Raw genomic sequence first — 25,853 nt, 5'->3', positions numbered from 1 at the left:
TTGGCACTTCTGCGGCGTACCGATCCACGCCGAAGGTGGAGACCATGAGCGCCGACACTGCCCGGGTCGCCACCACATTGGCGCGGACCCATCTGGTCAACGCGATTGGGGACGGCGCCTTCTACGTCACCTTCGCGCTGTACTTCACGCACGTGGTCGGGCTGTCCGCGACCCGGTTCGGGCTGGGCATGTCGCTCGCCTGGGGCGCCGGGTTCCTGGCCAGCATGCCGCTGGGCCACCTCGCCGACCGGATCGGCCCTCGTCGCGCCGCGGTCGCCCTGGCGGCGGGCACCGCGGTGGCGGTGGCGGTGCTGCCCGTGGCGCGTGGCTTCCCCGCCTTCCTGGTGGTCATCTGCGCGTACGGCGTCTGCCAGTCCGGCCTGATCGCCGCCCGTCAGGCACTGCTGACCCGGCTGGTCGAACCCGCGGAACGTACCCGGGTCCGGGCCCGGCTGCAGTCGCGGATCAACGGCGGGCTGGCCCTCGGCTCGGTCGTCGGCGCGATCGCTCTCGCCCTGGACACCCGGCCGGCGTACGTGACGGTGCTGGCCCTCGACGCCGTCGCGTTCGGGATCGCCGCGCTGCTGCTGAGCCGGCTGCCGAGTGGCACGGCGCCGGCGCCGGTGGCCGGGGGCGAGCGGGCGCTGACGGTCCTGCGGGACCGCCCGTACGCGGTGCTGACCCTGCTCAACGCCGTGATGCTGCTCTACATGCCGCTGCTCAGCCTGGTGATTCCGCTGTGGATCGTGGCGGCCACCGAGGCGCCGACGTGGATGGCCGCGGTCGTGCTGGCGCTCAACACGGTCAGCGTGATGCTCCTGCAGATGCGGGTGGCCCGCCGGGTCACCGATGTGTCGTCGGCGGCGCGCACCGTCCGTACCGCCGGGCTGGTGATGCTCGGCGCCTGTGCTGTCTTCGCGGTCACGGGCAGCACCCCCTCCCCCGGGCTGACCTGCGCGGTCCTCGTGGTGGCCGGACTGCTGCAGGTGCTCGCCGAGATGCTGCAGGCCGCCGGGAGCTGGGAGCTCAGCTTCGGCCTGGCCCCGGCTGGACGCCATGGCCTCTACCAGGGCATGTACAACAGCGGCATCCCGCTGGCCCGGATCTTGGGCCCGGCTGCGCTGACCGGGCTGATCCTCGGGTACGGCGCCACGGGCTGGCTGATCCTGGGCGTCCTGATCGCGGCGGCCGGGCTGGCCACCGTACCGGTGACGCGGTGGGCGGCCCAGCACCGCCCTGTCGGAATCCCTGCAGAATAATCTCTGCATAAAAGTCTCTGCATGGTCTATGGTGAGGCCATGACCGACCCCCAGCAGGACCGCCACGTCACCGATCCCGCCGACCTCAAGGCCGTCGCCCACCCGCTGCGGGTGCGCATGCTCGCGCTGTTGCGCCGGCACGGCCCGGCAACCGCCACCGAGCTGGCCCACCGGCTCGACACCGAGACCGGATCCACCAGCTACCACCTGCGCATCCTGGCCAAGCACGGGTTCGTCGCCGAGGCGCCGGCCGAGCCGCAGGAGCGCCGACATCCCCGCGAACGCCGCTGGGCCGCCGTGCACCGCACCACCGGCTGGAGCAACACCCAGCTCGCGGCCACCGACGCCGGCCGGGAAGCGGCCGCGATGATGCGCCGCCGCCAGGTCGAGGTCCTGATCGGCGACGTCGAACGCTTCGAGGCCGAGCAGGACCAGCTCACCCCGGCCTGGGTCGAGGCCGCGGGCATCGGCGACCTTCAGGTACGGCTGACCGAGACGTCCCTGAGTGAGCTGTGGGACCGCTTCTACGCCCACCTCGACGAACTGCGCGCCCGTGACTCCGACGACCCGGCAACCGCCGTGGTCTCAGTAGTGGTGGCCGGGTTCCCCCGCGCCGCGGACCGATGAACGCCGTCGCGGCCGCGCGCCGCTACGCGTTGCTGAACGCTCTGCTCTGGCTGCCGGCCGGGCTCTACCTGGTGCCGCTGGTCCTGCTGATGCTCGACCGCGGCCTGACGGTGTCGACGATCGCGGTCGTCGGCGTCGCCTACGGCCTCACCATCGCCCTGCTGGAGCTGCCCACCGGCGGGCTGGCCGACGTGCTCGGGCGCCGGCCGGTGCTGATCGCCTCGGCGGTCGCGGGCGCCGCCGGCCTGCTGCTGCTCGGTCTGGCCAACACAGTGGCCCTGTTCCTGGCCTCCGCTGTGCTGCGCGGGGCGGCCCGGGCTCTGTCCACCGGCCCGCTCGAAGCCTGGTACGTCGACACTGTGCACGCCGAGCAGGGACGCGAGACCGACCTGACCGCCGGCCTGGCCCGCGGCGAGGTCGCCGCGTCGCTGGCCCTGGGCGCCGGCACCCTGATCGGCGGGCTGCTGCCGCTGGCCCTGGGCAAGGTCGGTCCGCTGCCGGCCCTGGCCGTGCCGGTGCTGATGGCCGCCGGCGTCGAGGTGCTGCGGGCGGTGCTCACCACCAGCCTGCCCGAGCCGCCGCACGTGCGTCCGGCGCTCGGTGTCGTGCTGCGGGGCGTGCCGGCCACCGTGGTCACCGGGCTGCGGGTGGCCGGTCGCGACCGGGCCCTGACCCGGATCATGCTGGCCGCGGGCGGGGCGGGCGTGGCCCTGGGCACGATCGAGCTGCTCACGCCCGCCTGGCTGGCCGGCCTCTCCACGGGACCGCGGGCCGCCGCCACGTACGCGGTGGTCGCGGCGGCCGGCTTCGGCGCGGACGCGATCGGCGGCATGCTCGCCGCCGGGGCGGTACGCCGCTTCGCCTCGCACGCCCGGGCGGCGACAGCCGGCTGGACCGTGTCGGCGCTGGCCCTGGCCGGGCTGGCGGGCTGCGCGACGCTGTCCGGGACTCTGGCCATGGTGCTCGCCGGGATCGCGTACTGCGTGCTCTTCATCGGGCTCGGCGCCGCCTTCCCGGCGCAGGCCCACCTGCTGCACGAGCGGGTCGAGCCGGGCGAACGCGCCACGGTGCTGTCCGTGCAGTCACTGCTCATGCAGGCGGTGGGTGCGGTGGTCATCCCGGTGATCGGCTGGCAGGCCACCCGCAACGGCATCGAGGCCGGCTACACCATCAGCGCGGTGGTCCTGCTCGCCTCGGCCGGGCTGTTCCTGAGGCTGCGCAGCGGCAGCCGGCCCGCTGTCCCCGAGCCGGTCGGATAGCCCGTTGTTGTCGTACCCCCGCGGCAGGATCCCGGCATGACCGATGAGCGCATCGCGTTGGTGACCGGGGCCAGCCGCGGGGTCGGCAAGGGCATCGCGCTGGCCCTCGGCGCGGCCGGCCACACCGTGTACGTCACCGGCCGGTCCACCGACGGCAGCATCACCTATCCACGCGTCGGGGGCAGCGTCGAGCAGACCGCGCGGGAGGTCACGGCGGCCGGGGGCCGGGGTGTCCCGATGGTGTGCGACCACACCGACGACAGCCAGGTCGCGGCCGTGATCGATGCCATCCGGGACCGCAGCGGCGGCCTCGACCTGCTGGTCAACAACGTCTGGGCCGGCTACCGGCCCTACCACGAGGACAGGCACACCGACATGGAGGGCGTGTTCTGGGAGCAGCCGCTGTCGGTCTGGGACGACATGTTCACCGGCGGCGTCCGCGCCCACTACGCCACCACCGTGCTGGCCGTGCCGGTGCTGCGCCCGGGCGCCCTGGTCGTCACGGTGTCCTTCTTCCCCGGCAGCTACCTCAGCGGCGAGGATCAGGTTGCTTACAGCGTGGCCAAGGCCGCGGACGACCGCATGATCGCGGTGATGGCCGAGCAGCTGCGGCCGCGGCAGGTCACCGCCGTGAGCCTCTACCCCGGCCTGGTCCGCACCGAGGGCGTCCTGAGCGCGGCGGAGTTCATGGACCTGTCCAATTCGGAGTCGCCGGAGTTCGTCGGGCGCGCGGTGGTGGCCCTGGCCGGCGACCCCGCCGTGACCCGCCACACCGGACATTGCCTGGTGGCGGCCGAGCTCGCCGAGGAGTACGGCTTCACCGACCTGGACGGGAGCCGCCCGGCCAGCGCCCGCGGCTACTTCCGGGAGCGGGCCGGCGGCAGTTGACACAGGTCGATGGATGGACTGGTCTGGGTGTCATCATCCTTCGATGTCGCAGGAGGCTCGATGTCATCCAGACGCCGCTGGGCGGCCACCGCCGCTACAGCCGTGCTGACCGTCGGACTACTCACCCACCCCGGTGCGAGTGCCGCCGCCCCACCGGGCGCACCGGCCGCCGCGCCGGTGATCGCCCTCGACCCCGGCCGGAGTGCCCTGATCCGTTTCCGGCTGCCCGACGAGGCCGCGTTCCAGCAGCTCGTCGCCTCCGGAGCGGACGTCGCCACCCGGCCGCGCACCACCGACGGGCAGGTCATGGCCGACGTCGTGGTGACCTCCGCCGAGCTGGCCGCGCTCACCCGGCGCGGCGCGGTGGCCGTGCAGGTGATCCAGACCGAGGCCGACGGTGCCCGCCGGCTCGCCGAGGGCCGGCGGTCGGCGGGCCTGGCCGGCGAGGACACCCTGCAGTTCCTCCAGGCGTACTGGTGGACCAGCAACGGGCGGACCTTCCTGCAGACCCAGGTCGCCACGTCCGCCTCCGACGACCTGGACGTCGAGATCACCGTGACCTGGACGACCGCCGACGGCACCACCGGCAGCTACCCGCTCTACCGCTTCGAGGACTCGGGCGAATACCAGTACCACGTGGAGGTGCCGCAGCGGCTGCCCGCGAAGCCGGTCAAGGTCAGCGCCACCTCCAGCCTCGGCGGCCGGTCCCGCGTGGTCACGCCGACGGCCTGGCCGAACGCGACTCCGCCGCCGCTGCCGACGGGATACCAGAAGGACTTCATCGACGCGTACATGACGCCCATCGACATCAAGGCGCGGATCCAGCGGCTGGGCCGGCAGTACGACGACCTGGTCGACGTGGTCGACCTGCCGCGCCGCACCCAGGGATATCGGCGCACGGCGGCGGCGTATCTCGGCGACCCCGCCGCGGCGGCTGTCGTGGTGGAGTCGGTCAAGTTCGGTGACCAGGGCATGAACGGTGTGCAGGTGCGCACGGTGGATCCGGGGCGGGCGAACAGGCCGCTCGGTGCGACGTACCGGGACCGGGTGCTGACCGTGTCGCTGGCGACCGACGCCGGCGGCAAGGTGATCAGCACGACCGACGACGTGGCCGCCTTCATCACCGCGCGCTACCCGCAGCGCTTCACCGCGTTCGTCGAGGAGGGCTCGGCGGGTGTGCCGATGCCGGTCACCGGCTCGGCCCGCCTCGACGACGGCCTGGCGGGCAGCGAGGTGCCGCAACGGCCGTGGACGGTGCAGGCGCTGCGGATCGGCGCGGTGCGCGACGGCTCCAAGGTCGGCGTGCTGGCGTACTCGCAGGAGCACGCCCGTGAGTGGGCGACGCCGCTGGTCACGCTGGAGTTCGCCGAGCGCCTGCTGGCCAACTACGCGACCGACCCGGCGACCCGCGAGCTGCTGAACTCGGTCGAGGTGTTCGTCATCCCGACGGTCAACCCGGACGGCGCGAACTACTCCTTCAACGACTTCAACTTCCAGCGCAAGAACCTGGTCAACCACTGCACGGGCGCATCCCGCGACCCCGCCCTGCGCAACTCGTGGGGCGTCGACATCAACCGTAACTACACGGTCGGCTCCTACTTCGACGGTTACGTGGGTGGCAGCCCGAACTGCCTGTCCGGCACGTACGCCGGCACCGGCGAGCTGTCGGAGGCCGAGAGCAACAACGTGATCGCGCTGGCCAAGGCCAACCCGCACATCAAGTACGCCCTGAACGTGCACAGCTACGGCGGCTACTTCATGTGGTCACCGGGGGCGTACAAGGCGGCGGGCCGGGTCACCCTGCCCCGGCCGTCGATCGACGAGGCGAAGTACTTCCTGGACAGCGCCCGCCGCATCGTCGGGGCGATCTCCGCCGAACGCGGCACGGTGACCTGGCCGGCGTACACGGGCCCGGTCGCCGACGTCCTGTACTCGGCGGCGGGCAACTCGGCCGACCAGCTCTACTACGAACTGGGCATCGCGGCCTGGGACTTCGAGGTCGGCAACGACATCTGGAACGAGGACACCCAGCAGTGGGAGGGCGTCGGCTTCCAGCCCCCGTTCACCGAAGCCCACGCCGAATCCCAGGAGTACGCGGACGGCCTGCTCGAACTGGTCCGCATCGCCCGCGACAGCGCGGCGGCCACCCGCTAGGAGGAAGGCACGTCCGGCCGGGTGCGGGCGGCGAGCTCCCGGACCACCTCGACGAACAGGTCGATGTCGGCCTCGGTCGTGCGCCAGTTCACGATCGCCGGCCGCAGTGCCACCCGGCCGCCGTAGACGGTGGTGCCGCAGAAGACCCGGCCGTCGGCGATCAGGGCTTCGCCGACGGCCCGGTTCCACCGGTCCAGTACCTTCTCGGCCAGGCCAGGGTCCGCGACCCGGAAGCACACGATGCACAGTGGCACGTCGGCGAGGCGCTCCAGCTCGGGCGCCTCGTCGACCCGCCGGGCCAGGTGCTGGGCCAGGTCGAGGTGCCGCTCCACCATGGCGCGGTGACCCTGCCGCCCGTACGCGGTCAGCGTCGCCCAGATCGGCAGTGACCTTGCCCGCCGCGACGACTCGGGCCCGTACAGGCCGTAGCCGCCGCCCGGGTCCTGCGGTCCGGGCAGGTACGCGGCCCCCGGCATCCCGAACGCGGTGCCCAGCCGCTCCGGCTCCCGGATCAGCGCGAACCCGCTCTCGTACGGCACGTTGAGCCACTTGTGCCCGTCGGCGGCGATGGAGTTCGCCCGCTCGATCCCCCGCACGAGGTGCTCGCTGCGCGGCGACAGGGCGGCGAACAACCCGAACGCACCGTCGACGTGCAGCCAGGCGCCGTACCGGTCGGCCAGGGCAGCCAGCGCGTCGACCGGGTCGAAGTCGCCGGCGTTGACCTCGCCGGCGTTGGCGATGAGCACCGCCGGAGCGCCACCGAGCCCGGCCAGCCGCCGCTCGACGGCCTCGAGGTCGACGCGGCCCACGTCGTCACGGGCGAAGACCTCGACCGCGTCCCGCCCGTGCCCGAGCATCTGCAGGGCCTTGCGGGCGGAGGCGTGCACGTAGCCCCCGGAGAGCACCGGCATCCGCGGCAGCCCGGACAGCCCGTCGCGGACGGTGTCGGCGCCGTGGCGCTCGCCCCACCACTGGGTGGCGCAGCCGAGGGAGGTGAAGTTGGCGAAGGTCGCGCTGCCGACCAGCGCCCCGCCCCAGCCGGCCGGGAGCCCGAACAGCTGCCGCAGCCAGTCGAGCACCACCGTCTCCACCTCGTGCGCGAAGGGCGACGACACCCGGGCGAACGCGTTCTGGTCGAGCAGCCCGGCGGTCCAGTCCGCGGCCAGCGCGGCCGGGGTGCTGCCGCCGGTGACGAAGTGGAAGAACCGGGGCCCGGACGACGCCGTGGCGGTGGCCGTGCCGATCTCGAGGAGCCGCGCGACGGCCGCGGCGGTGCCGTCACCGGCCTCCGGCAGCGGACCGGCCAGGCCGGCGAGCAGTTTCGCGGCGGCGGGGTCGTGCACCGGTCGCTCGGCCAGGGAGTCGAGGTAGGGCCCGGCGGCCGCGGACACCTGGGCGAGCGCCGCGGTCGCCGCGTCGCGGTCCAGCAGAGGATCAGCCATACCGGCAGCCTCGCGCATCCCGCCGTACGGCGACAGCAAGCGACGCGAAACCGACGCCGATTCGGCCGAAGGTGGGCCCGGCTGGGGTTCTTCGTCCGGATCGGCCCGCGAAGGGTATCGCTGACCCCCGCGGACATGTTCTGCTCAGATCCGCATGCGCGAGACCGATCAGGGTGGCGACACGTCGAGAAGGGGGACCTGCCGATGCGCTGGCCGCGAGCCACAGCACCGGCTTGGCCCGTGCACGCCGCGACCGCGGCCGCCGTGCTGGGCGCCGGCGTGGCGTACGCCCTGGCCGGGCCGGACGGGCGCCCGGTGGTCTACACCCTCGTCTCGGTGCTGCCGATCCTCACCCTCCTCGCGGCCCTGGCCAGCGGGCACCTGCCGGACCGCCGGCCCTGGCTGCTCGCCGTCGTCGGCCTGGTCCTGCTCTGCGCCGGTCAGCTGCTCTTCCCCGGCTGGGTCAACGAGCCGCACCTGGGCCGGGCGCAGGGCTCAGCGCTCGACCTGACGCAGTCCACCGCCCACATGTTCTTCCTGGTCGGCGTGGCCGCAGCGATCCGCAAGCGGGCCAGCTCGGATCCGGGCGGCATCATCGACGCCACCCTGTTCGGGCTGTGCGCGGGCGGCCCGGTCTGGGAGTGGGTCATCCAGCCGCGCCTGCCCGCGGCGGCCCAGCCCTTCGGTGAGGTGCTGCTGCTGGCCGACCTGCTGGTGCTGTGCGGCGTCATCGGCTGCGTGCTGCGGATCGGCATGATGGCCAAACCCGGCCGCGGCACCCTGGGATATCTGCTGGTCACCGGGGTCTTGACGCTGGCCGCCACGGCCACGGGCACGCTGACCACCGGCTCGGGCACCGTCTGGAGCACCGGGGTGATGATGGCGGCGTACCTGACGCTCGCGGCGGCGCCGCTGCATCCGGACGCGCCGGCGATCACCCTGCCGCTGAGCGCCGGGCCGGGCGCCGGGAGCCAGCGCCTCGGCTGGCTCGCCGCCGCGCTGAGCGCCAACCCGCTGATCGCGGCGGTGCAGGTGCTGCGTGGCACCGAATCGGCCAGCCTGCTGCTTCCGGTCGGGACGCTGCTGGTCGTCCCGCTGGTGCTGCTGCGCATCCGGCACCTGTCCGGCCAGCGCGACCGCGCCGAGCAGACCCTGGCCTACCACGCCACCCACGACGAGCTGACCGGGCTCTGCAACCGCCGGCACATCGCGGCCGAGATCGACCGGGCGCTCGCCGAGGTCGACCGGGGCACCCTCGACGAGGTCACGATCCTGCTCTGCGACCTCGACGGCTTCAAACCCGTCAACGACCGGTACGGGCACCCGGCCGGCGACGCCGTGCTGAAGGCCGTGGCCGCCCGGCTGACCGCCGCCGTACGCCGGGAGGACCTGGTCGGGCGCCTGGGTGGCGACGAGTTCCTCATCCTCTGCCGGGGCGCGCTGGGTTCCGGGACGGCCGAGCTCACCGCCCGGATCATCGAGGCCGTCCGAGCGCCGTTCCCGCTGCCGGCCGGCGTGGTCTCGGTCGGCGTGACCATCGGCCTGGCGCAGGCCCGGCCGGGCCTGGCGGTCGACCGCGACCTGCTGATCGGCCTGGCCGACGCGGACATGTACGCCGGCAAGGCCGCGCGCCGCCGCGACGACACCGCACCCATCAACCGTTAGGTCGCGGGTAGCAGCCCGGCGCGGTCGACGGCCGGTTCCGCCGCTTCCGAGGTCAGCAAGCGCGGGGGTACGACCACAGCCGCCACACAACCCTGCTCGATCGGCAACAGGTGCACCGCGACGCCGGTCCGCGCCGCCAGGGTGCCGGCCACGTGCAGTCCGAGCGTCGGCTCGTCGCCGATCCCGTCCGGCCGGGGGCGGCTGAGCCGGGCGTTGAGCTCCGCGGCGGTGCGCTCGCCCAGCCCGTACCCCTGGTCGCGGACCTCGACCCGCAGCCCGCCGTCGGCGAGCGGTCCCGCGGTGATCCGCACCGGGGTGTCCGGCGGGGAGAAGCGGGTGGCGTTGTCGATGAGCTCGGCGAGGATCTGCAGCAGGTCGACGATGACGGCGGCGCGGATGCCGGTCTGGGGCAGCGGGCTGATCTCGACCCGGCGGTACTGCTCGGTGGCGGCCGCCGCGGCCTGCACGACCTCGGTCAGGGAGGCGGGCCGGGGCCAGCGCCACGCGGGCCGCCCGCCGGTGAGCACGAGCAGGCTGTCGCCGTGCCGCCGGATCCGGGTCGCCAGGTGGTCGAGGCCGAACAGCCGGTTCAGCTTGTCCGGGTCCAGTTCGCGCTGCTCGAGCTCGGTGATCAGGTTGAGCTGCCGGCCGATGAGCTCCTGGGTCCGGCGGGTCAGGGTGCGGGCGATGCCGGCCGTGGTCGCCCGCTGCTCGGCCTGCTCGGTCGCCAGCCGGATCGCCTGCTGGTGCCCGGTCTCGAAGGCCCGGGCGACCTGGCCGATCTCGTCCGGGCCGGCGGGCACCGGGCTCGCGGCGGGTAAGGGAACCGCGGGCAGGCGTTCGACCGGTGACTCCGCCAGCGACGCGACCAGCCGCGGCAGCCGGTGCTCGCCGACGTCGCACATCCGGTCCCGCAACCGGCGCAGCTCGACCGTCAACCCGCCCCCAACGAGACCGGCCAGCAACGTGACGCCGAGCAGCACGGCGATGACGAGGGCCAGGTCGGTACGGGTCCCGGCGGCCCGGTCGGCCCGCAGCGCGGTGATGTCGGCGAGGGCACGGTCGACGGCACTGCGCAGGACCTGCCGGACCTTGGCCAGATACAGCGTCGTCAGTTCCGTCCACTGCCGCACCGGCAGGTCGACCGTGGCGCCGGCCTCGCTCGCCGCCGTGATGCGCTCGGCGAACACCTCGACCTCGGCCCCGGCCGCCTCGACCCCGGCCGCCTGGAACAGGGCGACGGTGTCCGGGCCGGCCACCGACCGGAACGACGCGGTCTGCAGGGTGACCAGGATGCCGTAGCCGCCGAGCACCGCCCGTTCGCCGCGCGCCTCGGTGCCGCGGGAGAGCAGCGCCGTACCGAGGGCGCGGCGCTGCGAGTTGAGGCCGGCCGCGACCAGCAGGTCGTACACGCCCAGGGTGCGACCGGCTACGGACGGGTCGCCGGCGAGCAGGACCGCGCGGCTGTCCGCGCGCCGGCCTAGCTCGATGACGTCGAGGATGAGCCGGCCGTAACGGTTGACGGTCGCGAGCGCGGACAGCGAGTCGGTGAAGGCGGTGAGGCGCAGCTCCTCGAGCGTCGCCAGCCGGGTCCGCAGCTCGTCGCGGGCGAAGGCCAGGGACGGGTCACGGACCTCGGCGACGGCGGTGAGCAGGGCCGCGAGGTAACGGTCGGAGGCCGCGTACGCGTCGGCGAGGTCAGGCCGGGCGCGCTCGTCCGCCACCGCCGGCGCGGCCGCGTCCCGTTCGTCGTCGAGCGCCTCGGTGGCCCGGATCGCGGCCTGGCTGATCGTGGCGTACCGCTGCGCGTCGGCCAGCGGCTGCTCGGCGTCCCGCGCGTCCCGGATCCGCAGAATTCCGAGGCCGGCGGCGACCAGGGCCGGCAGCAACGCCACCACCGTGAGCCGCCGGGCCAGCGGCTGCCCGCGCAAGGTGAGGATCGGTGCCGCCCGGCCGAGCAACCACCGGACGGCCGGCCACGGGCGGCGACCGGTCAGGCCGTGCCGGCCGCGGACCCGGGCGGCCCAGGCCGCGGAACGACTCCTGATGTCCACGATCGTGTCCTCCAGCCCACCGCCGTCACCGTCGGTACCCTCCCGATGACACGGATCCCCCGGACCGGCAGTTCAACAATTCCCGGCCGGGATTTAAGGAGCAGTGAAACCCGCATCGTCGCTGCTCACCGGGCTGCGGTGGAGTTATGGGGCGAACTGAGCGGCGTCCATTGCGCATTGATCCATTGTCGCGAATATCGCGCGAGATCAAATTCGGTAGCAGTGCGCGCGCCCCGGCCACCGGCGGAGATCCGGCAGGCTGGAGACTGGACCCAGGGCGAGGAAAGGTCGGGCGCGTGGGCGTGCGGAAGAACATCCTGATCACCGGGGCGAGTGCCGGGCTGGGCGAGCAGATGGCCCGCGACTTCGCCGCGCGCGGCCGCGATCTCGCGCTCTGCGCGCGCCGGCTGGACCGGCTCGAGGCCCTGCGGGACGAGCTGCTGGCCGCCCATCCCGGCGTCACCATCACGGTACGGCAGCTCGACGTCACCGAGCACGCCCAGGTCTTCGCGGCGTTCGACGCCGTCCGGGCCGAGTTCGGCACGCTGGACCGGGTGATCGTCAACGCCGGTGGCGGCAAGGGCCGGCCGATCGGCACCGGCGGCTTCGACACCAACCTGCACAGCGCCCAGACCAACTTCGTCGCCGCGCTGGCGCAGTGCGAGGCCGCCGTGCAGATCTTCCGGGACCAGGGCCACGGGCACCTCGTGGTGATCTCCTCGATGAGCGCGATGCGCGGCCTGCCCCGCGGGATGACCACCTATGCCGCCACCAAGGCCGGGGTCGCCGCGCTCGCCGAGGGCATCCGCGCCGACCTGCTGGGCACCGCGGTCAAGGTGACCACGGTCTTCCCCGGCTACATCGTCTCGGAGGCGAACCCGGCGGCCAAGCCCAAGCCGATGATGGTCTCCACCGAGCAGGGCGTACGGGCCATGGTCCGGGCCATCGAACGTGAGCGCCCGCAGGCCAAGGTGCCGGCCTGGCCGTGGGTGCCGGTCGGCTTCGTGATGCGCCACGCGCCGCTGCGGGCGGTCGCCCGGTTCAGCTGAGCCCAAGTCGCGGTCCAGAATCCACCGCGGGTTCACTCGCCGCATCGTGACCGGCAACGCACCGCTCGCAGGCTGCCAGGAACCCCATCGAGGAGGTTCCATGGATCGGCGAACGATGCTGCGAGCGACAGTGGTGAGCGCGGGAGCGATGGCGCTGCCTTTCACCGCGTGGTCCGCGGCGTACGGCGCACCGGCACAGAACGCCACCGGGCCCTACGGCCCGCTGCAGAGCGCCGACGCCCGGGGCATCCAGCTGCCGGCCGGGTTCACCAGTACGGTCGTGGCCCGGTCCCGGCAGGTCGTCAGCGGCACGTCCTACGTCTGGCACGACGCCCCCGACGGCGGCGCGGTCATCCCCAACGGCACCGGCTGGGTCTACGTCTCCAACTCCGAGGTCAGCTCCTCTTCCGGCGGCGGCGCCTCGCGGATCCTGTTCAACTCCGCCGGGGCGGTCGTCGGCGCGTCGCGGATCCTGTCCGGCACCAACCAGAACTGCGCGGGCGGCAGGACGCCCTGGAACACCTGGCTGTCCTGTGAGGAGGTCAGCCTGGGCCGGGTCTTCGAGACGTACCCCCTGGGCGGCACGGCCGTCTTCCGCCCGGCCATGGGCCGGTTCAAGCACGAGGCCGCGGCCGCCGATCCGGTACGCCGGGTCGTCTACCTCACCGAGGACGAGACCGACGGCAAGTTCTACCGCTTCGTCCCCTCCACCTGGGGTGACCTGTCCACCGGCACCTTGCAGGTGTTCCGGGCCGGCAGCGGCACCTCCGGCACCTTCACCTGGGCGACCGTGCCGGACCCGGACGGCTCCCCCACCGCCACCCGCTACCAGGTGTCCGGGGCCAAGTCCTTCAACGGCGGCGAGGGCTGCCACTACGCCGACGACACCGTCTGGTTCACCACCAAGGGCGACAACCGGGTCTGGCAGGTCAACCTCGCGGCCGGCACCTACGAGCTCGCGTACGACGACAACCTCGTCAGCCCCGGCACGGCCCCGCTGTCCGGGGTGGACAACATCACCGGCACCACCGCCGGTGACCTGTACGTCGCCGAGGACGGCGGCAGCATGGACATCTGCCTGATCACGCCGGACGACAAGGTCTCGCCGTTCCTGCGGATCACCGGCCAGAGCGGCTCCGAGATCACCGGCCCGGCCTTCACCCCGGCCGGCGACCGCCTGTACTTCTCCTCGCAGCGCGGCACCAGCGGATCGTCGTCGGGCGGCATCACCTACTGCGTCACCGGGCCCTTCCGCCGCTGACGCCGGCCGGCCTCGCCGTGCGCCCGGTCAGGCTGCCGGGCGCACGGCACAGGCCGGCTCGCTCTCGTCGAGGAACTCGTCGATCATCGGGGCCAGCCACTCGGCGCGCTGCGGGACGCCGGTGTGGGTGGTGCCCGGCAGGATCGCCAGGCGGCAGGCCGGCAGGCCGGTCAGGTCGCCGGCGACGCCGCCGCCGAGCAGCCGGAACATCTCCACCGCGTGCTCCGGGCGCACGATGTCCGCGTCACCCAGCACCAGCAGGGTGGGCGCGGCCAGCGCCCGGATCTGCGCGGCGGTCCACCGCGGCAGGTCCGCGTCCAGCACCTTCATCTTGGTGACCAGCGTGGCGAAGCCCGCCGGGTCCGGCGCGGTCCGCAGGTACTCGTCGTGCAGCTCCGAGCCGTGCAGGTGCTCGGGCCGCAGGTCCTGGATGCCGTCCAGCAGGCCCGGGTGCAGGCCCGCTTCGTCGAAACTCACCGAGGCCAGGACCAGCCGGCCGACCCGGTCGGCGTGGTCGGTGCCCAGGCGCAGCGCGACCGCCGCCCCCATGCTCCAGCCGAACACGTCGGCGGTGGCGATGCCCAGCCGGTCGAGCAGCTCGACCACGTCGGCGGCGAAGCTCTCCACCGTGAACGGGCGGTCGATGTCCGGGGTACGGCCGTGGGCCTGCAACTCGACGGCGATGACCCGGCGGGTACGGGCCAGCAGCGGCAGAATCGCGCCGAACGAGGTGCCGATGCCGGAGAGCGCGCCGTGGATCAGCAGCACCGGGCGGCCCGCCGCGACGCCGTGTTCCTCGTGGTAGATGTCCATGTCCTCACGATGGCGGCCGGCTCCTACGGTTCACTTGCGGTCCGCTGCCCGCTTGTAGGGTTTGCGCCATGCGATTCGGCGTGCTCGGGCCGCTGGCGGTCACCACCGACGCCGGCGAGCCGGTTGTCGTGCCCGGCGCCAAGGTGCGGGTCCTGCTGGCCGACCTGCTGGCCAACCGCAACCAGGTGGTGTCGGCGGACCGGCTGATCGACGACCTGTGGGCCGAGGACGTGCCCGCCAACCCGCTCGGCGCGCTGCAGGTGCGCGTCTCGCAACTGCGCAAGGCGCTCAACGACGCCGAGCCCGGCGCCCGCGACCTGGTCGAGTCCCGCTCCCCCGGATACGTGCTGCGGACCGCGGAGGTGGACGCGGACCACTTCACCGCGCTGGCCGGCGCGAGCGACGTGGAGACGCTGACCTCCGCCCTGAAGCTGTGGCGCGGGGACGCCTACGCCGACATGGCGGACGAGGAGTTCGTCCGGGCCGAGGCCACCAGGCTGACCGAGCAGCGCCTCACCGTGCGCGAGCGGCTCGCCGACGCGCGGCTGGCCCGCGGCGAGCACGATCTGGTCGCCGCCGAGCTGGCCGAGCTGGTCGCCCGCCATCCGCTGCGCGAGAGCCTGCGGGCCCTGCACCTGCGCGCCCTGTACGCCGCCGGCCGCCAGACCGAGGCCCTGGACAGCTACGCCGACCTGCGCGAACGTCTCGCCGACGAGCTGGGGCTGGACCCCGGCCCCGAGGTGGCCGCCCTGCACCGCAAGATCCTGGAGCAGGATTCCGCGCTGAGCCCGCCGCCGAAGGCCGCCATCATCCGCAACAGCCTGCCGGCCCGGCTGGACGAGCTGGTCGGGCGGGCCGAGGCGCTCGCCGAGCTGCGCACGCTCGTCCCGGGGCAGCGGCTGGTCACGCTGATCGGGCCGGGCGGCGTCGGCAAGACCCGGCTGGCCACCGAGGTGGCCCGGGAGCAGACGTTCCCCGACGGCGTGCACCTGGTCGAGCTGGCGCCGCTGCCGGCCGGTGACCCGGGCATCGCCGAGCGGGTGCTGGCCACGCTGGGTGTGCACGAGGCGACCGGAGCCAGTGTCGCCCCCGACGACCGGCTGACCGTGGCGCTGCGGGACCGGCAGCTGCTGATCGTGCTGGACAACTGCGAGCACGTGATCGAGCCGGCCGCCGCGCTGGTCGCCCGGGTGTTGCGGGAGGCGACCGGGGTCACGGTGCTCGCCACCAGCCGCGAACCCCTCGGGCTGACCGGGGAGGTGCTGTGGGAGGTGCCGCTGCTGGCCGTACCGGACGGCGGGGACCTGGACGCGGTCCGCCGGTCCGCCGCGGCCCGGCTCTTCACCGCGCGGGCCGCCGCCCACCAGCGCAACTTCCGGCTCGACGAGCGCACCGCACCCGCGGTCGCGCAGCTCTGCCGGCGCCTGGACGGGCTGCCGCTGGCGCTGGAACTGGCCGCCACCCGGGTGCGGTCGCTCGGCGTGACCGGCGTGGTGGACCGGCTCGACGACCGGTTCCGGCTGCTCAGCACCGCGCAGCGGGACCGGCCGGACCGGCAGCGGACGCTGACCGCGGTGATCGGCTGGAGCTGGGAGCTGCTCGACGCCGCGGACCAGCAGGTGCTGGCCCGGCTGGCGGTCTTCGCCGACGGCTGCACGACCGAGGCGGCCGAGGAGGTCTGCGGGGCGGACCTGGACGCGCTGGCCCGGCTGGTGGACCGGTCGCTGGTGGTGCCCGACGACAGCGGCGCCGAGCCGCGCTACCGCTTGCTCGAGTCCATCGCGGCGTTCGGCCTGGAGCGCCTGCCGGACCTGAAAGCGGTACGGGCCCAGCACACGGCCTACTACACCGCACTGGCCGAACAGGCCGACCCGCACCTGCGCGGCGCCGACCAGCAGCAGTGGCTGGCCCGGCTGGACGCCGAGACGGCGAACCTGCGCGCGGCCCTGGCCCACGGCGGCGGGTTGCGGCTGGCCAACGCGCTGACCTGGTACTGGATCCTGCGCGGCCGGCTCACCGAGGCCCGCCGGGCCCTGGCTCACGACGGCAGCGCGGCCGAGCAGGCGCAGGCGGCGGCCTGGCGGGTTGGGTTCGCGCTGTTGCAGGGGGCTCCGGTTGTGGCCGAGGAGATCCGCGCCGCGCTGGCCGCGCACCCGGGCGACCGGGCGGCGTGGTTCGTGGCGAACGCGGTGCTCGACCGCGGCGAGGTCACCCTGGCGGCGGAGCTGCTGCCCACGGTGTTCGAGGACCGGTGGACCGAGGCCGCGGTGCTCAGCACCCGGGCCAAGCTGGCCCACGTCCGCGGCGACCTGGCCGAGTTGGAGCGCACCGGGACCCGCAGCGGCGCGCTGTTCGCCGAGCTGGGCGACCGCTGGGGTCAGCTGCAGGCCAACGACTGGCTGGGCGGCCTGCTCGAGATGCGGGGTGATCACGAGGGGGCGGCGGCCCTGCACGAGCAGGGTCTGGGCTGGGCCGAGGAGCTGGCGCTGTGGCCGGACGTGGGCGGCAAGCTGTCCTGGCTGGCCTGGCTGGCGGTGCAGAACCGCGACTATGCGCGGGCCCGGGAGCTAGGCGAGCGCGCGTACCGGCTGGCGGCGGAGCAGGACGCGCCGGCCGCGATGGTCTTCGCCGGCATGAGCCTCGGCATGGCCGCCCGCCGCACCGGCGACCTGGCACCGGCGCTGCATCACCTCGGCGCCATCGCCGAGCGGGGCCGGGCCGAGGCGCAGCCGGCCCTGTACCTGCCGATGATCCTGGTCGAGCTCGGTTACGCGGCCGAGCAGAGCGGTGACCCGGCGGCCGGGCTGGCGCTGCACCTGGAGGCCTTCGCGGCCGCGCGGACGATGGACGCGCCGCGCGACGCCGTCATGGCCCTGGAGGGCATGGCGTCGGCGGTGGCCGCACCGGAGGTGGCCGCCCGGCTGCTGGGTGCCGCGGCCGCGACCCGGGCGGCACTGGAGGCCCCCGCGGCCCCGGCGGAACGCGACGAGACCGATCGGGTCACCGCCCGCGTCGTGACCGCGCTGGGCCAGGAACGCTTCTCGGCGCTGCTCGCCGAGGGCAGCCGGCTGGGCCCGGACGACGCCCGGGCCCTCATCGCGGCCTGAGTCAGGCGACCGTCTTCGGCCGGTACGACGCGATGATCACGCCGCTCTTCATGACCTTGGTGTCGATCAGCTCGAACGAGGTCTTGACGTCCTTGAGCGGGCTGCTCAGCGAGTCGCCGCCCTCGAGCACCGGGTGGATCCAGAAGCGGACCTCGTCGACCAGCCCGGCCGCGACCAGCTGGGCGGTGACCGAGCCGTAGCCGTACTGCAGGATGTCCTGGCCGTCCTGGGCCTTGAGCGCGGTGACTGCGGCGATCAGGTCACCCTGCAACACCTCGGTGTTGTTCCAGGTGGGGTCGGTCAGGGTGGTCGACGCGACGTACTTCTTGACGCTGTTGAAGTAGGCCGCGCCGGTGCTCGGGTCGCTCTCGTCCATGGCCGGCCACGCCGCCGACATGCCGTCGTAGGTGACCCGGCCCATCAGGAGCGCGTCGGCCCGCTCGGTCTGCGAGCCGGCGAAGGCGCCGGCCTCGTCGTCGAAGTAGGGCCCGGTCCACATCGGGTTCTCGATGACGCCGTCGAGGGTGACGTAGGTCGAGTTGATGAGCTTGCGCATCGGAATTCTCCTGAATCAGTGGTGTGCCGTGCTGACCTACTGATCATGTCCGGGCGCACTTACGGTTCTCTTCAGGTGCGGCTACGGCCGCTTGGTCAGCCGGACGGCGGTGTAACCGCGCAGGACGAAAGTCAGGCGCTGGACCGGCTCCGCGGCCAGCTCCAGGCGGGGCACGTGGTCGAGCAGGGCGGCCACGGCCGTACGCAGCTCGAGGCGGGCCAGCGGCGCGCCGAGGCAGAAGTGCAGGCCGGCGCCGAAGCCCACGTGCGGGTTCGGGTCGCGGCCCACGTCGAACGTGTCCGGGTCGGCAAACACGGCCGGGTCGCGGTTGGCGGCGCCGAGCAGCGCGGCCACCTCGGCGCCGGCGGGAACCGTGACTCCGGCCAGCTCGACGTCGGCCGCGGCGGTGCGGATGAACATGTGCAGCGGCGGGTCGTACCGGATCATCTCCTCGGTCGCGGCCGGGAGCAGCCCCCGGTCGGCGCGCAGCCGCGCGAGCTGGTCCGGATGCCGCAGCAGGGCCACCATGCCGCCGCCGAGCGCGTTCACCGAGGCCTCGTGGCCGGCGTTGAGCAGCAGGATCGCCGAGGCCACCAGCTCGTCGGCGGAGAGCCGGTCAGTGCCGTCGCGGACCGCCACCAGCCGGCTGACGAGGTCGTCGCGCGGCTCGGCCCGGCGACGCTCGGCCAGGTCGCGCAGGTAGTCGGCGGACTCCTGGCTCGCGGACAGGGCCGCCGCCTCGGTCTGCGGGGTCGGCGACACCTCGTACATCCGCACGATCGCCGCCGACCAGGGCCGCAGCCGGTGCCGGTCGGCGGGCGGCACCCCGAGCAGCTCGGCGATGACCGTGACGGCGAGCGGCTCGGCAACCTCGGCCAGCAGGTCGAACTCCGGGCCGGTGGCGGCCAGCAGGGCAGCGGCCTCGGCGGCGACGGCCGGGCCGAGCCGCTCGACGTGCCCGCGGGTGAAGGCCCGGGCGACCAGCGACCGCAACCGGGTGTGCACCGGCGGCTCGTTCTCCATCATCTGGTTGCGGTGCAGCAGGTTGAACGGCTCGTAGACCGCGGCGGGCTCACGATCGCGCCAGGACCGGCCGAGGCGGCGGTCGCGCAGCACGCCCTCGACGGCGGCGTGCCCGGCGGCCAGCCACCGGCCGGTCGGGGCGTGCCAGCTCACCGGCGCCTGCTCGCGCAGCCGGGCGAGCCGCGGGTACGGGTCGCGCACGAACCCGGGATCGGCGAAGTCGACATCCACCCCCGCACGGTAACGGTCCGGGATGGCTCATTCGGGATGGTTCGGGGTGCGCCGGCCGACGGCGAACGGTGACGTCACTCCCCGGTACGCCACGTGCAGCACCATCCCCTGCCGGGCGTGCGGCAGGTTGTGGCAGTGGTCGAGCCAGATCCCGGGGTTGTCGGCCCGGAACGCCACCTGCCACACCTCGCCGGGCAGCACGTCGAACGTGTCCAGCCACAGCGGACTGCCGCTCACCGCGCGCCCGTTGCGGGACAGCACGAGCACGTGGTGGCCGTGCAGGTGCATGGGGTGGCTGTCGGTGCCACGGTTGACCACGGTGGTGCGTACGGCATCACCCTCATCCACCAGCAGCGGCGCGATGTCCGGGTAGACGTCGCCGTTGACCGTGTACGCGTACCCGGGCACCCCGTCCAGGAACCGGATCAGCCGGTCCAGCACCAGCGTGTAGTCCTTGTCGTAGCGGCCGAACGGTCCGCGGGCGGGCGTGCCGTAGCGGGTGATGTCCAGCTCGGTCCCGTCCGGGTGCGCGGGTGCGGCACCGGCGCCCAGCAGCAGCCCCTCGGACTCCCGCCCGTCCACCATGACGTGCACAGCCCCCGCAGGCATGGTGAACAGCACGTCGTAGCGACCACCGGCCGGCAGCCGCAGCGTGGTCTCGGCCGTCAGCGAGGCCGGACCGTTGAGGTCCCGGCCGTCGATCGCCCCCACGGTGTACGACGTCCCGCTGACCGCCACCCGGTGCGCGTTGTTGTCGGTGTTGATCAGCCGCAGCCGGACCGGCCGGCCCGCGGGCACGTCACGGGTCTCACGCCGGTCCGATCCGCCGAGGACGGTCACGCCGCCGTCGAATCGGTGCACGGGCAGGACGAGATCCGTCTCCGCCGGCCGGGTCCCAGCGGGGTCCACCACCAGGGTGCCGTAGAGCCCTTTGCGGACGGCCGTGCTGGACAGCTCGTGCGAGTGGTACCAGTAGGTGCCGGCGTCCTCGGCCACGAACCGGTAGGTGAACGTGCCGCCCGGCGGGACCGCGTCCTGGGTGACCCCGGCGACGCCGTCCTCGCCGGCCGGCACGTCGTAGCCGTGCCAGTGCAGAGTGACCCCCGTGTCCGGCAACTCGTTGCGCAGGACCACCTCGACGACGTCGCCCTGGGTCACCCGCAGTTCGGGGCCCGGCAGCAAGCCGTTGAAGGTCCAGGCGTCCACCGTCGTCCCGGAGGGCAGCGTGACCACCGCGGCGCGGGCGGTGAGCGTGAACGTGCGGGTCGGCGGGCGGGCCGGGCCCCGCAGGTCGGCGACGGACACGCCGTGCTCGGCATGGTGGTGGAGCCGGTCGGGCAACCGGCTGCCGGCGGCGGCCGTGACCCCCGCAGCCAGCAGCGCGACGGCTGCGGCGGCCACCACCGCGATCCGGGCCGCTCGGGCCTGCAGCCGCCAGGCCAGCAGAGCCGCCGCGCCGGGGCCGAGGACGGCCACGAGCCCGCCGGCCGTGACCGGATATCCGACCAGCAGCTGCACCGCCAGGCCGGCGACCGCCAGGTACGCCGCCGCGATCAGCACCGGCACCGCGGGTTTCCGGCGGCGGGTCACCGCGATCCCGGCCACCACCGCCAGCAGCGTCAGCGGGACCGCGGTCACCAGCCGGTCCGGCAGGAACCACCAGCCGGCCCGGCCGAGGGCGACCACCACGGCGGCCCGCCCCACCGTGGCCAGCACGGCCGCCATCAGCAGCGGGGTGCCAGCCCGGGCGTCGCGCAACGGCCAGGCCGCCACCCACAGGCCGGCCGCGACGACCAGCAGGAGCAGGTCGAGAACCAGCACCACGTTCATGCCGCGTGGGTCCGCGGGGTGCCGGTGACCGCCCCGGCGGCCAGGCGGCGGGCGTTCATCAGGCCGGTGACGGCGGTGCCGAGGATGGCCAGGCCGTTGAGCACGTGCAGGGCGACCACGTACAGCGGCAGGCCGGTGCGGTCGTCCTGGCTGCCGCCCAGCGCGTTGCTCAGCGCGACCAGCACGAACTGCACGACGACCAGCCCGAGCGGCAGCGCGGCGAACGCGACGACCCGCCCACCGGCCCGCGCCAGCGCCGCGACGACGATGTTGAGCAGCACCACCCCCATGACGGCCAGGGCGCCGGCGCGGTGGGCCGTCCACGAGTCGGTGGTGGCCGGCCGGCTGAATCCGCCGACCCCGGCCAGGTAGAACTGGGTCAGCACGGCGATCACGACGAACGCGCTGCTGATGACGAAGACCTTGCGCATCTGGATCACTCCTGTCAGGACGGTCAGACTGTGGCGTCTTCACGGATGCCGGCCGGTGCCGGCGGGGCCGCCCGCGGTGCCCGGCGCCCGGGCATCCACCAGTTGGCGTTGCCGCACAGCTCCATCACCGCGGGAACGAGGACCATCCGGACGACGGTGGCGTCGATGAGCACCGCGACGGCCATGCCCAGGCCGATCTGCTTGACCGAGACGTCCGGGCCGAGCAGGGCGGTGGTGAAGACGGCGATCATGATGGCGGCCGCGGCCGTGATGACCTTCGCAGTCCGGGCCAGGCCCCGGGTCACGGCCCGGCGGGTGTCGCCGGTGCGCTCGTACTCCTCGCGGATCCGGGAGATTAGGAAGACCTCGTAGTCCATCGACAGGCCGAACAGCAGCGGGAACATCATCATCGGGACCCAGGTGGTGATCGGCATGCCGGTGGGGAACCCGAGCGCGGTGCCCAGCCAGCCCCACTGCACGACTGCGACCAGGACGCCGTACGCGGCGCCGATGGACAGCAGGTTCATCACCGCGGCCTGCAGGGCGATCGTGACCGAGCGGACCAGCACGATCAGCAGCAGCAGGGACAGCACGATGACGACGCCGATCATCAGGGGCAGGCGGGAGCTCACCTCCTCGGCGAAGTCGATGGTGGCGGCGTTCGGGCCGCCGATGTAGACCTCGCCGCCGCCGGATGCCCGGGGCAGGACGTCGTCGCGCAGCTCGTGCACCAGCTCCGTGGTCGCCTCGTCCTGGTATCCGGTCCGGGGGAAGGCCATGAAGGTGGCGGCCTGCCCGTCCTGGCTGACCCGCGGCGGCGTGGCGTAGGCGATGCCGCCGGTCGCGCGGACCGCCGCGACGACGGGACCCAGGTCGGTGTCCGGCGAGCCGATCCGGGTGGCGAAGATCAGGGGTGCGCCGTAGCCGGGGCCGAAACCCTCCGAGACAATTTCGTACGAGGTGTAGCTGCTGCGGTCGTGCGGCTGGACACTGGCGTCGGGAAGGCTGAGCCGCATCGACAGCGCGGGCGCGGCGAGCACCAGCAGCAGTGCGCCGGCCAACAGCGCGGCGACGACCGGCCGGCGCTGCACCACGCCGGCCCAGCGCTCGGCGAGGGCCCGGCGTTCCCGCGGCGGGACACCCGCGGCACGGCGGGTGCGCAGAGTGCGGCGCGGCAGCCGCAATGAGTTGATCTTGTGGCCGGTGAAGCCCAGGAATGCCGGCAGCAGGGTCACCGCGGCGACCATCGTCACGAGCACGGTCACCGAGGCGCCGATGGCCACGCCGGTCATCATCCGCTGTCCCATGGCGATCAGTCCCAGCAGCGCGATCAGCACGGTGGTGCCGGCGAACAGCACCGCGTGACCCGCGGTGGTGATGGCCTTGACCGTGGCGTGCTCGGGATCGTCGCCGTCGTGCAGGCTGTCCTTGTAGCGGGTCAGGATGAACAGCGCGTAGTCGATGCCGACGCCGAGGCCGATCAGCACGGCGACCAGCACGGTGAAGTCCGGCGCCGGCACCACGTGTACCACGATCTTCATCAGGGCCACGCCGCCGATCACGGCCAGCAGCCCGGTGACGATCGGCAGGCCCATCGCGACCAGCGACCCGAACGCGATGAACAGGATCACGGCCGCGGCCAGCAGGCCCACGCCCTCCGCCGGGCCCTGCGGCGGTGTCTCGGCCTTCTCCGCCGCCTCGCCGCCCAGCCCCAGCGTCAGGCCGTCCCCGGAGGCCGCCTTGACCGCGTCCACCAGTGGCACGACGTCGGCCTTGGGCAGTTCCCGGCCGGTCAGCGGGATGGTCGTGCGCGCGATCCGGCGGTCCGGTGTCACCAGCGCCGGGTCGGCGTACGGCGAGACCACCGGCCCGGTGACCGCGGCGGCGTCCAGCTCGGCGAGGACCCGCTCGATCCGCTGCCGGGTGGCCGGGTCGTCGATCCCCCGGTCCGCCCGGACAGCCAGCGTGAGCGTGTCACCCTGCTGCTGCGGGAAGTGCCGCTCGATCAGCAGCTGGGCCTTGGCCGAGTCCGACCCACCCCCGGAGTACGCGTTGTCGGCGTCCGCGCCGAAGCCGAAGCCCAGGACCGACACGGCGAGCACCCCGAGGATCCAGGTCAGCAGCACCAGGCGGCGCCGCCGGAAACAGAAGCGGGCCAGCCGGGCCAAGGCGCCGTCCGCGGGTGGGGTCTCGGTGGGCATCGTCGCTCTCCTCGGGTTCTGCGGGTGTGGCCTGATCCTGTCGCCGGGAGCGGCGCGGATCGTCCGGCAGCCGCAGACGCTTCGCGGTGCCACCGATGCCGCAGCCGGCTGCCGCGGACGCAGCAGAAACGGCGCATGTACCGCGGCTGCGGTAGTCGTCCGCTCGTCCCCGGGCAGGACTCGCTCGCGGCGACTTTGCGGTTAGGGTGCGGCCATGAGCAGGAGACGGGCCGCGGTCACCGACTGGGCGATCGCCGTCGGCATCGCGGGGGCGCTGCTGACCGGCGGGCTGTCCGGCCGGCCCGCCACGGATCTCGACCCGCTGGGCTACGTGCTGCTGGTCGTGGCCGGCCTGGCGCTGGCCGCGCGCCGGCGGGCTCCCGTAGCGGTGCTGGTCGTCACCGGGCTGTGCGCGGTGGGCTGGCAGGCGGCCGGGTTCGACGTGCCCGCCGTGGCGTACCTGTTCGCCGTGTACGCCGCCGTCCGGGCCGGACGCCGCAGGCTCACGATCGTGGTGTCGGTGGCCATGCTGGCCGCGCTGCCGTTCGCGGCCCTGGTGTCCCTGCACGACCTGGGTGAGGCGTTCACCCGGGCCCGCAGTGCGCTGGAGCTGGCCTGGCTGATCGCGGCCGGCGCCGCCGGTGAGGCGCTGCGGCAGGCCGAGCGGCGGGCCGACGAGGCCGAACGCACCCGGGAGGAGACCGCGCGGCGCCGCGCCGACGAGGAACGGCTGCACATCGCGCGGGAGCTGCACGACTCGCTCACCCACCAGATCTCGGTGATCAAGGTGCAGGCCGAGGCCGCCGTGCACGTGGCCCGCAAGCGGGGCGAGGAGGTGCCGGAGTCCCTGCTGGCGATCCGCGAGGCCGGCCGGGAGGCGACCCGGGAGCTGCGGGCGACCCTGGAGGCGTTGCGCGACGACGGCACCACCCCGCCGCAGGGTGTCGGTCACGTCCCGGAGCTGGTGGAGCGGGCCCGGGCGTCCGGGCTGGACGCGACGCTGACGATCGAGGGAGCCCGGCAGGACGTGCCGGCGGCGGTGGACCGGACCGCGTACCGGATCGTGCAGGAGTCGCTCACCAACATCGCCCGGCACGCCGCCGCCGCGACCGCGTCGGTCCGGATCCACTACCGCCCGGACGGGCTGGCGATCCAGGTCGACGACGACGGCCGGGCCACGCCGGGCAGCGCCCCGACGCCCGGCGTCGGGCTGCTCGGGATGCGCGAGCGGGTCACCGCCCTGGGCGGGCGGCTGCGCGCGGAGCCCCGCACCGGCGGCGGTTTCACCGTGCAGGCCGAGCTGCCCGTGGACCGGACCGCGTGATCCGGGTCCTGCTGGTCGACGACCAGCCGTTGCTGCGCAGCGGGTTCCGCGCGCTGCTCGACGTGGAGGACGACATCGAGGTGGTGGCCGAGGCCGCCGACGGCCTGCAGGGTCTGGCCCTGGCCCGCGAGCACCGGCCGGACATCGTCCTGCTCGACATCCAGATGCCGGTGCTGGACGGCATCGAGACGACCCGGCGCATCGCCGCGGACCCGGATCTGGCCGGGGTGCACGTGGTCATCCTGACCAACTACGGTCTGGACGAGTACGTCTTCGACGCGCTGCGGGCCGGCGCCGCGGGGTTTCTCGTCAAGGACATCGTGCCGGAGGACTTCCTGCACGCCGTCCGGGTGGCCGCGCGCGGGGACGCGTTGCTGGCGCCGTCGATCACCCGCAAGCTGATCAGCCGCTACGTCACCGAACCGCGCCGCGCCGGCGCCGGCGCCGGCGCGCAGCTCAAGGAGCTGACCAACCGCGAACGTGAGGCCGTCGCCCTGGTGGCGCAGGGGCTGTCCAACGACCAGATCGCCGAGCGCCTGGTGATCAGCCCGCTGACCGCCAAGACCCACATCAACCGGGCGATGGCCAAGCTGCATGCCCGCGACCGGGCCCAGCTCGTGGTCCTGGCCTACGAGTCGGGTCTGGTCACTCCGCACATCAGTTGATCCCGCTTCGGCCG

The 25,853-nt window shown here is 73.8% G+C and carries 19 protein-coding genes; 11 read left to right on the top strand and 8 right to left on the bottom strand.

Going from position 1 to position 25,853, the window contains the following annotated elements; all coding sequences use genetic code 11:
* Window positions 1-44 precede the first annotated feature (44 nt).
* The 5 genes from ACQP2Y_RS19650 to ACQP2Y_RS19630 are packed head-to-tail and all read left to right on the top strand — an operon-like array spanning window position 45 to window position 6,187.
* A complete protein-coding gene (locus ACQP2Y_RS19650; RefSeq protein ID WP_433730277.1) occupies window positions 45-1,259 on the top strand; it encodes an MFS transporter in 1,215 nt (404 codons plus the stop codon).
* 39 nt (window positions 1,260-1,298) lie between these two features.
* Window positions 1,299-1,886 (top strand): helix-turn-helix domain-containing protein, encoded by a 588-nt coding sequence (locus ACQP2Y_RS19645; RefSeq protein ID WP_433730275.1) that lies wholly within the window; start codon window positions 1,299-1,301, stop codon window positions 1,884-1,886.
* Window positions 1,883-3,145, top strand: coding sequence for an MFS transporter (locus tag ACQP2Y_RS19640; protein WP_433730273.1), 1,263 nt, complete (start codon window positions 1,883-1,885; stop codon window positions 3,143-3,145). Before ACQP2Y_RS19645 ends, ACQP2Y_RS19640 begins: the two co-directional genes overlap by 4 nt.
* Window positions 3,146-3,181: 36 nt before the next feature.
* Window positions 3,182-4,033, top strand: coding sequence for an SDR family NAD(P)-dependent oxidoreductase (locus ACQP2Y_RS19635; protein WP_433730271.1), 852 nt, complete (start codon window positions 3,182-3,184; stop codon window positions 4,031-4,033).
* A gap of 60 nt (window positions 4,034-4,093) precedes the next feature.
* Window positions 4,094-6,187 (top strand): M14 family zinc carboxypeptidase, encoded by a 2,094-nt coding sequence (locus ACQP2Y_RS19630; RefSeq protein ID WP_433730269.1) that lies wholly within the window; start codon window positions 4,094-4,096, stop codon window positions 6,185-6,187.
* On the opposite strand, the gene ACQP2Y_RS19625 is transcribed toward ACQP2Y_RS19630, so the two are convergent.
* A complete protein-coding gene (locus tag ACQP2Y_RS19625; protein WP_433730267.1) occupies window positions 6,184-7,629 on the bottom strand; it encodes a pyridoxal phosphate-dependent decarboxylase family protein in 1,446 nt (481 codons plus the stop codon). The genes ACQP2Y_RS19630 and ACQP2Y_RS19625 overlap by 4 nt on opposite strands.
* A 240-nt stretch (window positions 7,630-7,869) precedes the next feature.
* Here ACQP2Y_RS19625 and ACQP2Y_RS19620 point away from each other — a divergent pair, with 240 nt between their 5' ends.
* Window positions 7,870-9,294 carry a GGDEF domain-containing protein gene (locus ACQP2Y_RS19620; RefSeq protein WP_433730265.1) on the top strand — a complete coding sequence of 475 codons (1,425 nt, stop codon included), beginning with the start codon at window positions 7,870-7,872 and terminating at the stop codon, window positions 9,292-9,294.
* On the opposite strand, the gene ACQP2Y_RS19615 is transcribed toward ACQP2Y_RS19620, so the two are convergent.
* Entirely contained in the window at window positions 9,291-11,348 is a 2,058-nt protein-coding gene (locus ACQP2Y_RS19615) for a sensor histidine kinase (protein ID WP_433730263.1), read from the bottom strand. The genes ACQP2Y_RS19620 and ACQP2Y_RS19615 overlap by 4 nt on opposite strands.
* A gap of 296 nt (window positions 11,349-11,644) precedes the next feature.
* Here ACQP2Y_RS19615 and ACQP2Y_RS19610 point away from each other — a divergent pair, with 296 nt between their 5' ends.
* Together ACQP2Y_RS19610 and ACQP2Y_RS19605 are read left to right on the top strand one after the other, a co-directional pair.
* On the top strand, window positions 11,645-12,397 hold the full coding sequence (locus ACQP2Y_RS19610; RefSeq protein WP_433730261.1) for an SDR family oxidoreductase: 753 nt from the start codon (window positions 11,645-11,647) through the stop codon (window positions 12,395-12,397).
* A 100-nt stretch (window positions 12,398-12,497) separates the two neighbouring features.
* Complete coding sequence (locus ACQP2Y_RS19605) at window positions 12,498-13,658, top strand: alkaline phosphatase PhoX (RefSeq protein WP_433730259.1); 1,161 nt, start codon at window positions 12,498-12,500, stop codon at window positions 13,656-13,658.
* 27 nt (window positions 13,659-13,685) lie between these two features.
* Here ACQP2Y_RS19605 and ACQP2Y_RS19600 read toward each other — a convergent pair whose 3' ends face one another.
* Window positions 13,686-14,471 carry an alpha/beta fold hydrolase gene (locus ACQP2Y_RS19600; protein WP_433730257.1) on the bottom strand — a complete coding sequence of 262 codons (786 nt, stop codon included), beginning with the start codon at window positions 14,469-14,471 and terminating at the stop codon, window positions 13,686-13,688.
* A gap of 68 nt (window positions 14,472-14,539) precedes the next feature.
* Between ACQP2Y_RS19600 and ACQP2Y_RS19595 the strand changes: the two genes are divergently transcribed.
* Window positions 14,540-17,578: a BTAD domain-containing putative transcriptional regulator gene (locus ACQP2Y_RS19595; protein WP_433730255.1), complete on the top strand. Its 3,039-nt coding sequence runs from the start codon at window positions 14,540-14,542 to the stop codon at window positions 17,576-17,578.
* Window position 17,579: 1 nt separating this feature from the next.
* On the opposite strand, the gene ACQP2Y_RS19590 is transcribed toward ACQP2Y_RS19595, so the two are convergent.
* The 5 genes from ACQP2Y_RS19590 to ACQP2Y_RS19570 form a co-directional block, all read right to left on the bottom strand.
* On the bottom strand, window positions 17,580-18,134 hold the full coding sequence (locus tag ACQP2Y_RS19590; protein ID WP_433730253.1) for a dihydrofolate reductase family protein: 555 nt from the start codon (window positions 18,132-18,134) through the stop codon (window positions 17,580-17,582).
* An 81-nt stretch (window positions 18,135-18,215) separates the two neighbouring features.
* Window positions 18,216-19,388 (bottom strand): cytochrome P450, encoded by a 1,173-nt coding sequence (locus ACQP2Y_RS19585; protein WP_433730251.1) that lies wholly within the window; start codon window positions 19,386-19,388, stop codon window positions 18,216-18,218.
* A 27-nt stretch (window positions 19,389-19,415) separates the two neighbouring features.
* Window positions 19,416-21,218: a multicopper oxidase family protein gene (locus tag ACQP2Y_RS19580; protein WP_433730249.1), complete on the bottom strand. Its 1,803-nt coding sequence runs from the start codon at window positions 21,216-21,218 to the stop codon at window positions 19,416-19,418.
* Window positions 21,215-21,649, bottom strand: a complete 435-nt coding sequence (locus ACQP2Y_RS19575; RefSeq protein ID WP_433730247.1) for a DUF6220 domain-containing protein — start codon at window positions 21,647-21,649, stop codon at window positions 21,215-21,217. Before ACQP2Y_RS19575 ends, ACQP2Y_RS19580 begins: the two co-directional genes overlap by 4 nt.
* Before the next feature lie 23 nt (window positions 21,650-21,672).
* Window positions 21,673-23,850, bottom strand: coding sequence for an MMPL family transporter (locus tag ACQP2Y_RS19570; RefSeq protein ID WP_433730245.1), 2,178 nt, complete (start codon window positions 23,848-23,850; stop codon window positions 21,673-21,675).
* 214 nt (window positions 23,851-24,064) lie between these two features.
* Between ACQP2Y_RS19570 and ACQP2Y_RS19565 the strand changes: the two genes are divergently transcribed.
* A complete protein-coding gene (locus tag ACQP2Y_RS19565; protein WP_433730243.1) occupies window positions 24,065-25,174 on the top strand; it encodes a histidine kinase in 1,110 nt (369 codons plus the stop codon).
* Window positions 25,171-25,839, top strand: coding sequence for a response regulator (locus ACQP2Y_RS19560; protein ID WP_433730241.1), 669 nt, complete (start codon window positions 25,171-25,173; stop codon window positions 25,837-25,839). The genes ACQP2Y_RS19565 and ACQP2Y_RS19560 overlap by 4 nt, the downstream gene beginning before the upstream one ends.
* The last annotated feature ends 14 nt before the right edge of the window (window positions 25,840-25,853 follow it).

This window comes from Actinoplanes sp. CA-051413 (assembly GCF_050955795.1).
Taxonomy (GTDB): domain Bacteria; phylum Actinomycetota; class Actinomycetes; order Mycobacteriales; family Micromonosporaceae; genus Actinoplanes.
Note: the sequence above shows the minus strand (reverse complement) of the source record. Positions and strands in the feature narration are given on the sequence as shown.